The sequence below is a fragment of the Pseudopontixanthobacter vadosimaris genome (assembly GCF_012979275.1).
GTDB lineage: Bacteria > Pseudomonadota > Alphaproteobacteria > Sphingomonadales > Sphingomonadaceae > Pseudopontixanthobacter > Pseudopontixanthobacter vadosimaris.
In genome coordinates, this window is record NZ_JABASZ010000010.1 from 34,861 (window position 1) to 44,843 (window position 9,983).

9 protein-coding genes and 1 tRNA gene are annotated in these 9,983 nt (G+C 62.5%); 7 read left to right on the forward strand and 3 right to left on the reverse strand.

Annotated features, from left to right (window positions below):
* Nucleotides 1–51 precede the first annotated feature (51 nt).
* The 6 genes from petA to HG250_RS01805 all read left to right on the forward strand — a co-directional run bounded on the left by petA (nt 52) and on the right by HG250_RS01805 (nt 5,985).
* On the forward strand, nt 52–597 hold the full coding sequence (gene petA, locus HG250_RS01780) for a ubiquinol-cytochrome c reductase iron-sulfur subunit (protein ID WP_240956852.1): 546 nt from the start codon (nt 52–54) through the stop codon (nt 595–597).
* A 14-nt stretch (nt 598–611) separates the two neighbouring features.
* Complete coding sequence (locus HG250_RS01785; protein WP_170002232.1) at nt 612–1,907, forward strand: cytochrome b; 1,296 nt, start codon at nt 612–614, stop codon at nt 1,905–1,907.
* Between the two features lie 28 nt (nt 1,908–1,935).
* A complete protein-coding gene (locus tag HG250_RS01790) occupies nt 1,936–2,784 on the forward strand; it encodes a cytochrome c1 (RefSeq protein WP_170002234.1) in 849 nt (282 codons plus the stop codon).
* 19 nt (nt 2,785–2,803) lie between these two features.
* Nucleotides 2,804–3,340 (forward strand): adenine phosphoribosyltransferase, encoded by a 537-nt coding sequence (locus HG250_RS01795; protein WP_170002236.1) that lies wholly within the window; start codon nt 2,804–2,806, stop codon nt 3,338–3,340.
* A gap of 109 nt (nt 3,341–3,449) precedes the next feature.
* Complete coding sequence (locus HG250_RS01800; RefSeq protein WP_170002238.1) at nt 3,450–5,297, forward strand: cation:proton antiporter; 1,848 nt, start codon at nt 3,450–3,452, stop codon at nt 5,295–5,297.
* A 76-nt stretch (nt 5,298–5,373) separates the two neighbouring features.
* Nucleotides 5,374–5,985 (forward strand): OmpA family protein, encoded by a 612-nt coding sequence (locus tag HG250_RS01805; protein ID WP_170002240.1) that lies wholly within the window; start codon nt 5,374–5,376, stop codon nt 5,983–5,985.
* On the opposite strand, the gene HG250_RS01810 is transcribed toward HG250_RS01805, so the two are convergent.
* The 3 genes from HG250_RS01810 to cysD are packed head-to-tail and all read right to left on the reverse strand — an operon-like array spanning nt 5,978 to nt 9,668.
* Nucleotides 5,978–6,739, reverse strand: a complete 762-nt coding sequence (locus HG250_RS01810) for a 3'(2'),5'-bisphosphate nucleotidase CysQ (RefSeq protein ID WP_170002264.1) — start codon at nt 6,737–6,739, stop codon at nt 5,978–5,980. The two genes, HG250_RS01805 and HG250_RS01810, sit on opposite strands and share 8 nt — an antisense overlap.
* Before the next feature lie 20 nt (nt 6,740–6,759).
* The gene (cysN, locus tag HG250_RS01815; RefSeq protein WP_170002242.1) at nt 6,760–8,712 is read right to left on the reverse strand and encodes a sulfate adenylyltransferase subunit CysN; all 1,953 of its coding nucleotides are present in this window, start codon (nt 8,710–8,712) and stop codon (nt 6,760–6,762) included.
* A complete protein-coding gene (cysD, locus tag HG250_RS01820) occupies nt 8,712–9,668 on the reverse strand; it encodes a sulfate adenylyltransferase subunit CysD (protein ID WP_170002244.1) in 957 nt (318 codons plus the stop codon). The genes cysN and cysD overlap by 1 nt, the downstream gene beginning before the upstream one ends.
* A 111-nt stretch (nt 9,669–9,779) precedes the next feature.
* Between cysD and HG250_RS01825 the strand changes: the two genes are divergently transcribed.
* Nucleotides 9,780–9,853: transfer RNA gene (locus HG250_RS01825), tRNA-Gly, on the forward strand.
* Nucleotides 9,854–9,983 lie beyond the last annotated feature (130 nt).

Below are 9,983 nucleotides of genomic sequence, written 5' to 3' on the forward strand. Positions count from 1 at the left end.
GCATCCACCGACATTCCGGTCAGGCAGATCGATGACCCGGCGAATGACGGTATGGCCAATGACGGTGCCCCTCACGACGGCGTACGCCGTCGTGATTTCATCAATATCGCGGCCGTCAGTGCAGGCGGAGTCGGGGCCGTCTTCGTGCTTTATCCGCTGATCAGCCAGATGGCGCCATCCGAAGACGTTCTGGCCGAGGCGGTTACCGAAGTCGATGTTTCCGCGATCGAGCCGGGTCAGGCGATCAAGGCCGTGTTCCGCAAGCAGCCCTTATTCGTCCGCCGCCTGACTCCGGCGGAAATCGCGGAAGCGCAGGCCGTGCCCGTCAGCTCGCTTCGTGATGCCGAAACGCTGGACGAACGGACTCGCGAAGGGCATCTCGACATGCTCGTCACCATGGGCGTCTGCACCCATCTCGGCTGCGTGCCGCTGGGCGCTGCCGAGGGTGAGAACAAGGGTGAATTCGGCGGCTATTTCTGCCCCTGCCACGGGTCGCATTACGACACGGCGGGACGCATCCGCAAAGGACCGGCGCCGACCAATCTGCTGGTCCCCGAATATGCATTCACGACCGACACGACGATCACGGTGGGCTGAGGAAAGATAGCGACATGAGTTTTCCCTGGGCGCAAGCTTACGAACCCAAGACCGGCCTGACCAGGTTCCTCGATGAACGGCTGCCGCTGCCGCGTTTCGTCTATAATGCGGTCGGTGCGGGCTATCCGGTGCCGCGCAACCTCAATTACATGTGGAATTTCGGCGTTCTCGCCGGTTTCGCGCTGATGCTGCAGATCGTCACGGGCATAGTCCTGGCCATGCATTATGCGCCGAACGCTCTCGTCGCTTTCGCCACGACCGAACACATCATGCGCGACGTCAACTGGGGCTGGATGATGCGTTATGCGCATGCCAACGGCGCCAGCTTCTTCTTCGTCGTCATCTATCTGCATATTTTCCGCGGGTTGTTCTATTCCTCCTACAAGGCCCCGCGCGAGATGATCTGGCTGCTGGGCGTGGTCATCTTCCTGCTGATGATGGCTACCGCTTTCATGGGCTATGTCCTTCCATGGGGCCAGATGAGCTTCTGGGGCGCGAAGGTCATCACCGGCCTGTTCGGCGCCATCCCGCTGGTGGGCGAGCCGCTGCAGGTGTGGCTGCTGGGCGGTTTCGCGCCCGATAATGCCGCGCTCAACCGCTTCTTCAGCCTGCATTTCCTGCTGCCTTTCGTCATCGCCGGGGTGGTCATCCTGCATATCTGGGCGCTGCATATTCCCGGATCGTCGAACCCGACGGGTGTCGAGGTGAAGGGCGAGAGCGATACCGTGCCGTTCCATCCCTATTACACGGCGAAGGACGGCTTCGGGCTGGGGATCTTCCTGCTCGTCTTCATGGCCTTCGTGTTCTTCCTGCCGAATTACCTGGGCCATCCCGACAATTACATCGAGGCGAACCCGCTCTCTACGCCCGCGCATATCGTGCCCGAATGGTATTTCTGGCCTTTCTACGCCATTCTGCGCGCCTTCACGCAGGACATCTTTTTCATCCCCGCGAAGCTGCTGGGCGTGCTCGCGATGTTCGCGTCGATCCTGGTGTGGTTCTTCCTGCCCTGGCTGGACAAGAGCCCGGTACGGTCCGGCCATTATCGCCCGCTGTTCCGCAAGTTCTTCTGGTTCGGCCTGATCCCCACCATGCTGGTTCTGTTCTATTGCGGCGGCGCCCCTGCGGAAGAGCCGTTCGTGATGCTGAGCCAGATCGCGACCGCATATTACTTCCTGCATTTCCTGGTGATCCTGCCGATCATCTCATCCATCGAGAGGCCGCAGCCGCTGCCCTATTCGATTACCGAGGCCGTGCTGGGCTCCGACAAGAAACCCATGCTGGGCGAAAACGCCTCGCCCGCGGTGTGACGAACGCAGGAATTGGAAAGCTACTGACATGATCCGCATAATCGGTATCCTCGCCGGCCTGTTCTTCGCCCTGGGCGTGTTGTGGTCCTTCGCGACCGGCGCATTCACCGCCGCGACCGAAGGTTTCGGCGAGGAAACCGCCGAACACGCGTTCCACGAATATCCGGCCGAGCTTGATCTGGCGAGCGACGGTGTGCTCGGCACGTGGGACGTTCCGCAGCTGCAGCGCGGATTCAAGGTGTATCAGGAAGTCTGCTCAGCCTGCCACGGCCTGAAATTCGTCGCTTTCCGCGATCTTGCCGACCTCGAATATACCGAGGCCGAAATCAAGGCGATCGCCGCGCAATTCCAGGTTCCGGGCGTGGATCCCGACACCGGCGAAGCGGTCATGCGCGCTGCCGGGCCCACCGATTACATCCCCTCGCCCTATCCCAATGCCGTGGCTGCGGCTGCGGCGAACAACAACGCCATTCCGCCCGATCTGTCGCTGATCACGAAAGCCCGCCACGACGGACCCGCCTATGTCTATTCGCTCCTGACCGGATACAGCGCGATTCCCGAGGAACTGAAGGAAGAATTTCCCGACTTCTCCACCCCGCCGGGCCTGTATTACAATCGCTATTTTCCGAACCTGAACCTTGCCATGGCGCCGCCGCTGACCTCGGCCGGACAGGTGGCCTATGAAGGCGGATCGCCTACGATCGAGCAGATGTCCGAGGATGTCGCCGCGTTCCTGACCTGGACTGCCGAACCGACCATGGCCAAGCGCAAGTCGATAGGCTGGCCAGTACTGGGCTTCCTGCTGTTCGCCACGATCCTGGCGTGGCTGGCGAAGAAGCAGATCTGGTCCGGGATCAAGCCGGTGCGTAAGGACTGATCCCGTCATTAGCGATCGGATGAGCCTGGCCGATGTAAGCGCGCTCATCCGCACGGTGCCGGATTTCCCGGTAAAAGGCGTCCAGTTTCGCGACGTCACGACGTTGATCGCCGATGGAGCGGGTCTATCCGCCGCCATCGGGCATCTGACGGATCGTCTGACCGGGCATGATCTGGCCGCAATCGCCGGCATGGAGGCGCGCGGTTTCATTTTCGGTGCCGCCGTCGCAGCCGAACTGAAGATCGGCTTCGTGCCGATCCGCAAGCCGGGCAAATTGCCGGGCCGTACGATCTCGGTCGATTACGCGCTGGAATATGGCGATGATCGGCTGGAACTCGACCCCGATACGATCCGCATCGGATCACGAGTGGCTGTCATCGACGACCTTATCGCCACTGGCGGCACGGCCCTGGCCGCGGTCACCCTCCTGCGACAAGCGGGCGCAATTGTCTCGCGTGCCGAATTCGTCATCGACCTGCCCGATCTGCGCGGTGCCGACCGCTTGCGGAGCGCCGGGGTGCAGGTCGACGCGCTCGTCAGTTTCGCGGGTGACTGAACCATGCGCATCGGTCCGGATGCCGCTGATCCCTGGTGCGCCGGAGCTGATATGAATTTCGATCAGCCATTCTTTGCCCCGCAGCCATTTACCGCCTAGAAGCGTGACGATGGAAGAACAGGCACTTGTCATCGCCCTTGTCGGGGTTCTGGGGATCGGGGCACAGTGGATCGCCTGGCGCACCGGCTGGCCAGCCATCGTGCTGATGCTCGCTGCCGGATTCCTGGCCGGACCAGTCCTGCATATCTTCAATCCCGAAGAAATATTCGGCGATCTGCTCGAACCCATGATCGGCATCGGCGTCGCGCTGATCCTGTTCGAAGGCGGTCTCAGCCTCGATTTGCGGGAATTGAAACATTCGGGCGATTCGGTCTGGCGGCTCGCCACGGTCGGCGTGATCATCGGCTGGGCGCTGGGCGCGGGCGCGGGGTACTACATAGCCGGCCTCGTCTGGCCTGTGGCCATCCTGTTCGGCGGCATCCTGGTGGTGACCGGCCCCACTGTCGTCCTGCCGCTGCTCCGGCAGTCGAGCGTTCAGGCCCGACCCGCTTCGGTGCTGAAATGGGAATCCATCGTCAACGATCCGACCGGTGCCCTGCTGGCGGTGATCGCCTATGAATATTTCCGCCTGTCGGCAGATGGTGCGACCGTGTTCGAAGTGGTTCCTCCGCTGCTGATCGCAGCCGTGATCGCCGGTCTGATCGGTTATGGCGCGGCCTGGGTCATCGCCTGGACCTTCCCGCGCGGAGCGGTGCCCGAATATCTGAAAGTGCCGGTCCTCTTCACCACCGTGATCGGTGTTTTCGTGCTCTCCAACCAGATCGAGCATGAAGCCGGCCTCGTCGCGGTCACGGTCATGGGCGTGGCACTGGCCAACATGAATGTCTCCAGCCTGCGGTCGATCCACCCGTTCAAGGAAAATATCGCCGTCCTGCTGGTGTCGGGCATCTTCATCCTGCTGTCAGCCTCGCTGGAAGTGGAGGAACTGTCCTATCTCAACTGGCGGTTCGGCCTGTTCCTGCTCGCGCTACTGTTCATCGTCCGCCCCGTTACCGTGCTGCTCAGCCTGCTCGGCACGTCGATGCCGTGGAACGAACGGCTGTTCGTCGCCTGGATCGCACCGCGCGGCATCGTGCTTGTCGCCATTTCCGGCCTGTTCGCTCTGCGGTTGAGCGAGCTTGGCTATGCCGATGGCAATGTCCTGATCGGCCTCAGCTTCGCCGTGGTGGTCACCACCATTGTCGCCCATGGCTTCACCATCGACCTCGTCGCGCGCTGGCTGAAGATCAAGGGCAACGAACGGCCTGGCCTGCTGATCGTCGGCTCCAATTCCTGGACTATCGCGCTGGCCGAACAGATGCACGAGTTGAAAACACCGGTGATGATCGTGGATTCGAGCTGGCAACGCCTCACTCCGGCGCGCCAGAAGGGCCTGCCCTTCTATCACGGCGAGATCCTGAACGAGGCGACAGAACATAATCTCGACCTCAACCCGTTCCAGGTGCTGGTGGCTGCGACCGAGAACGAGGCTTATAACGCGCTTGTCTGCAATGAATTCGCTTACGAGATCGGCCGGGATTCGGTTTATCAGCTAGGTGACGTGAACGAAGCGGATCCCCGTGCCTTGCCCGAGAGCCTGCGGGGGCGGGCCCTGTTCGAATCGGGCTTCGGGGTGGAGGATGTGAACGAGCGACAGGCGGAAGGGTGGGTCTTCCGGAAAACGAAGCTGTCCGACCAGTTCGACTTCGATGACGCGCAGGAAAAGCTGCCCGATACGGCACATATGCTGCTGCTGCTGCGGGAGAGCGGACGCATGCGCTTCTTTACGCATGCATCACGCCCCGAACCGCGCGCGGGTGACCTCATCCTCAGCTATACGCCGCCGGTGACCCGCACCGCGGAGGAAAAGGCAGCAAAGAAAGCGGCGCGCCGCGGACCGAAGCCGCAGCCGACGTAAATGGCAGCGCGGGGCCGATGGCAACCCGCACACTGCAGCCGGCCAGTCCGGCACGATAGCAAGAAGGGACATTTAGATGATGCGTTGGGGAACCGCCTTGATTGCCTCGATGGCGCTGGCTGGATGCGACAATGACACAATTGCGCCTGCTTCGGAGGAGACGGCGATCGCCGAACAGGACGGCGCAATGGCGACCAATTCCATTATCCGCCCCGACATCGAGGTCGTGCGCGAAGAGCCGGCGATGCAGGATTTGAAAGCGGTGATCCCCTTTGCCGAAGGCGGCGCTGCATTGGGCCCGGCAGCCGAGGCCATGCTGGCGGAAATTCTCGAATCGCCGCAGGTTGCGATCGGCGGTCCCATCGTCCTGCGCGGACATAGCGACTCGGTCGGACGCGACGAGGCCAATCTTCGCGCTTCGCTTGCAAGGGCCGAAGCCGTGCGCGACTATCTGGTGCAGAATGGTATAAGCGAAAGCCGCATACGCGTGATCGCGCTGGGTGAAATGCGGCCCATCGCCCCGAATGCAACCGAGGAAGGCGAGCCTTACGAGGAAGGCCGCGCCGCAAACCGGCGTGTCGAACTGTTCGTGGACGTGCCGGACGGCCCGCCGGCGGAGCCTCCAATCGAACCCCTGATTTCCACGACAGACGAACCTTCGCGCGAAATCGGGGGAGCGATCAACTGATTGCGGATTCTACAGCAGATCGGGCGACGAGCGCGAGCACGCGATCGGCATATTCCTGGCGGCATATGAGCAGATCGGGGATGAAGGTGTCGGCATTGTTGTAGCGCATGGCTGCCCCGTCGATGCGCGAACAATGCAGACGATGTGCCGCCGCCACGGCAACCGGCGCGCAGTTGTCCCATTCATGCTGCCCGCCGGAATGCAGGTAGATTTCCGCTTCGCCCCGCACCACGGCCATGGCTTTCGCCCCGGCAGAACCCATCGGGATGCACTGCGCCCCCAGCATTTCCGCCACGACGGCACCTTCGGCGGCAGGACGGGTGCGGCTGACGACCATGCGCGGAGAAGCCGGTAAAGGCGGAAGGGGCAGAGGGTGGTCCGACCGCAGCACCGGCGATCCGGCCGTGCCAGGCAAGGCTACGGCGCCGATCACGGCGCGGCCGCCGATGGCGAGTGCGACATGCACTGCCCAGTCGCTGCGCCCTTCGCCATATTCGCGCGTGCCGTCCAGCGGATCGACGATCCAGACCCGTTCCCGGTTCAGCCGATCCGGATTGTCGGTAGATTCCTCGGACAGGATGCTGTCACCCGGCCGGATGTCGCGCAAGGATTCGACGAGCAGCGTATTGGCGGCTGCATCCGCCGCATCGCCTAGTTCGCGCCCCGTCAATCCGGTGCGATCGCGCAGCTCCAGCAAGAGCTGGCCCGCCTCTGCCGCAAGCACGGCGGCGAGTTCGGCATCCTGCGCGTTCATGGCAGCCCGATCGGCTTCGTTCACAGCTGCGGTACCCAGACGCCGAGGATGCGGGCAGCAATGGCCGCCGCAGCTTCGTCAGGCGTGGTGTTCATCGTGTCGATGACCATTTCGGCATTCTCCGGGCGTTCATAGGGGCTGTCGATTCCGGTAAAGTTCTTCAGTTTGCCGCTGCGCGCCTTGGCGTAAAGGCCCTTGGCATCGCGGCGTTCCGCTTCCTCCAGCGGCGTGTCGACGAAAATCTCGCAGAACTCGCCTTCCGGCAGCATTGCCCGGACCAGCTCGCGTTCGGCACGGAAGGGGCTGATGAAAGCCGTGAGCACGATCAGCCCGGCATCGGTCATCAGGCGCGTCACCTCGCCCACCCGGCGGATGTTCTCGATCCGGTCGGCATCCGTGAACCCGAGGTCGCGGTTCAGCCCGTGGCGGATATTGTCGCCATCGAGCAGGAACGTATGCTTGCCCGCCGCGTGCAGCTTCTTTTCCACCAGATTGGCGATGGTCGATTTGCCCGAACCGGAAAGGCCGGTGAACCATAGCACCTGCGGCTTCTGCCCCTTGGCAAGGGCGCGGGTCTCGCGGTCGATGTCGAGCGCCTGCCAATGCACGTTCTGCGCCCGGCGCAACGCAAAATTGATCATGCCCGCGCCCACGGTTGCATTCGTCAGCTTGTCGATCAGGATGAAGCCGCCCAGCGTCCGGTTCTCTTCATAAGGCGCGAATGTCAGCACCCGGTCGCATTGCACTTCGGCCACACCAATCTCGTTCAGCTCGAAGGTGGTCGCGGCGAGACGGTCGAGCGTGTTGACGTTGATACTGTATTTCGGCTGCTGGACGGATGCGGTGATCGTCTGGGTTCCCAGCTTCAGCCAATATCCGCGCCCCGGCATCAGCGCCTCGTCACTGAGCCAGACGATCGAGGCGTCGAACTGGTCGGCGCTTTCGGGCGGATCGCCGGCGCTGGCGATCACATCGCCGCGGCTGCAATCGACATCGTCTGCCAGCACCAGAGTGACGGACTGTCCCGCGACCGCTGCCTGAAGATCGCCCCCGAACGCCGCGATGCGCGCGATCCGTGTCGTCCGGCCGGAGGGCACGATGCGCACTTCGTCGCCCGGGCGCACCGTCCCTGCCGCGATCCGGCCTGCGAACCCGCGAAAATCGAGATCGGGCCGGTTGACCCATTGTACGGGCATCCGGAATGACTTGTCCTGAAGAATGGATGTGCCGATATCGACCTGTTCGAGATGGGTGATCAGGCTCGGCCCGGAATACCACGGCGTCTGCGGCGATGGGGCGGAGGCGATGTTGTCGCCCCGAAAACCGCTGATCGGTATGGCGGTGAAGGCAGCTATGCCGATCCTGTCCGCAAAACCCGCATAGTCACGGCAGATTACGTCGAAGATGGCCTGATCATATCCGACCAGATCCATCTTGTTCACCGCTAACACGATGTTCCTGATGCCGAGCAGATGCGCGACATAGGAATGGCGCCGGGTCTGCGTCAGCACCCCCTTGCGCGCATCGACCAGGATAACGGCGGCATCCGCCGTCGACGCACCGGTGACCATGTTGCGGGTATATTGTTCATGGCCGGGCGTGTCGGCGACGATGAATTTGCGTTTCTCGGTCGAGAAGAAGCGATAGGCGACATCGATGGTGATGCCCTGCTCCCGTTCTGCCGAGAGCCCGTCGACCAGCAAAGCGAAATCGAGGTCCGTTCCTTGCGTGCCGTGGCGGCGCGAATCGCTTTCCAGGGCCGCCAGCTGATCTTCGAAGATCATCCGCGAATCGTAGAGCAGCCGACCGATCAGGGTCGATTTGCCGTCATCCACACTGCCGCAGGTAATGAAGCGCAGCAGCCCCTTTTCCCGGTGACTGGCCAGATAAGCGTCGATGTCCTCTGCCGCCAGAGCGTCGGTGGCGTAGCCGGACCGGGCGATCGTATCGGATGAAGCATGGGGCGGCACCATCAGAAATACCCCTCCTGCTTCTTCTTTTCCATGCCTGCGCCGTCATCGTCACGGTCGATGGCGCGGCCCTGCCTTTCGCTCGTGGTGGTCAGCAGCATTTCCTGCACCACGTCGCGCAACGTGGCCGCCTCGCTCTCGACGGCGCCGGTCAGCGGGTAGCAGCCCAGCGTGCGGAAGCGGACGGAGCGCATCTCCGGTTCCTCGCCCGGTGCTAGCGGGAAGCGTTCATCATCGACCATCACCAGCATGCCGTCGCGTTCCACCACCGGACGGGGAGCGGCAAGATAGAGCGGCACGATCTCTATGCCTTCGGCCATGATATATTGCCAGATATCCAGCTCGGTCCAGTTGGACAGGGGAAAGACCCGGATGCTCTCGCCCTTCGCCAGACGGGTATTGTAGAGGTTCCACAATTCGGGCCGCTGGTTCTTCGGATCCCATCCATGGCGAGTGGTGCGGAAGGAAAAGACCCGTTCCTTGGCGCGGGCCTTCTCCTCGTCGCGCCGCGCACCGCCAAAGGCCGCATCGAACCCGTAATGGTCGAGCGCCTGCTTGAGCCCTTGAGTCTTCCACATGTCGGTGTGCATCGGGCCGTGGTCGAAGGGATTGATGCCGCGCTGCCGGGCTTCCTCATTCTGCCAGATCAGCAGGTCCATGCCCGCATCCTTCGCGATACGATCGCGCAAGGCATACATCTCGCGGAACTTCCAGGTCGTGTCGACATGCAGCAGCGGGAAGGGCGGCGGCGCGGGGTAAAAGGCCTTGCGCGCCAGATGCAGCATGACCGCGCTGTCCTTGCCCACGGAATAGAGCATGACCGGATTGCTGCATTCGGCCACCACCTCGCGCATGATGTGCATGCTTTCGGCCTCGAGCCTGTCGAGATGGTTGAGGCGCAAGGACATCGGATCGGGCGCCTTGTCTTGCGATTCCTGAGCGGGGGCAGAATGGGACATGCTGCCCGGCTAGCTAGGGCGGGGCAGGGCAAAGGCAAACAAAGAATGCGTTGGCGCGTTTAAAGCATGTTGACGCAGCCCTGCAGATGGTGGCAATCGCAACCGCAGCGGGCGGGTATAGCTTAGTGGTAAAGCCCTAGCCTTCCAAGCTAGTGATGCGGGTTCGATTCCCGCTACCCGCTCCAGTTGAGGTGGTCCCGGAAATCTGGACAGGGTGCTAAGCTAATCCCGACCTGAGGAATGGACGGGAATGAAGACGACGAGAAAGCGCTACAGCGCGGAGTTCAAGGCCAAGGTTGCGCTGGAGGCGATCCG

What these genes read in the sequence shown, in the direction of transcription:
- petA (WP_240956852.1), top strand. Translation starts at nt 52, where the DNA reads ATGGCCAATGACGGTGCCCCTCACGACGGCGTACGCCGTCGTGATTTC.
- HG250_RS01785 (WP_170002232.1), top strand. Translation starts at nt 612, where the DNA reads ATGAGTTTTCCCTGGGCGCAAGCTTACGAACCCAAGACCGGCCTGACC.
- HG250_RS01790 (WP_170002234.1), top strand. Translation starts at nt 1,936, where the DNA reads ATGATCCGCATAATCGGTATCCTCGCCGGCCTGTTCTTCGCCCTGGGC.
- HG250_RS01795 (WP_170002236.1), top strand. Translation starts at nt 2,804, where the DNA reads ATGAGCCTGGCCGATGTAAGCGCGCTCATCCGCACGGTGCCGGATTTC.
- HG250_RS01800 (WP_170002238.1), top strand. Translation starts at nt 3,450, where the DNA reads ATGGAAGAACAGGCACTTGTCATCGCCCTTGTCGGGGTTCTGGGGATC.
- HG250_RS01805 (WP_170002240.1), top strand. Translation starts at nt 5,374, where the DNA reads ATGATGCGTTGGGGAACCGCCTTGATTGCCTCGATGGCGCTGGCTGGA.
- HG250_RS01810 (WP_170002264.1), bottom strand. Translation starts at nt 6,739, where the DNA reads ATGAACGCGCAGGATGCCGAACTCGCCGCCGTGCTTGCGGCAGAGGCG.
- cysN (WP_170002242.1), bottom strand. Translation starts at nt 8,712, where the DNA reads ATGGTGCCGCCCCATGCTTCATCCGATACGATCGCCCGGTCCGGCTAC.
- cysD (WP_170002244.1), bottom strand. Translation starts at nt 9,668, where the DNA reads ATGTCCCATTCTGCCCCCGCTCAGGAATCGCAAGACAAGGCGCCCGAT.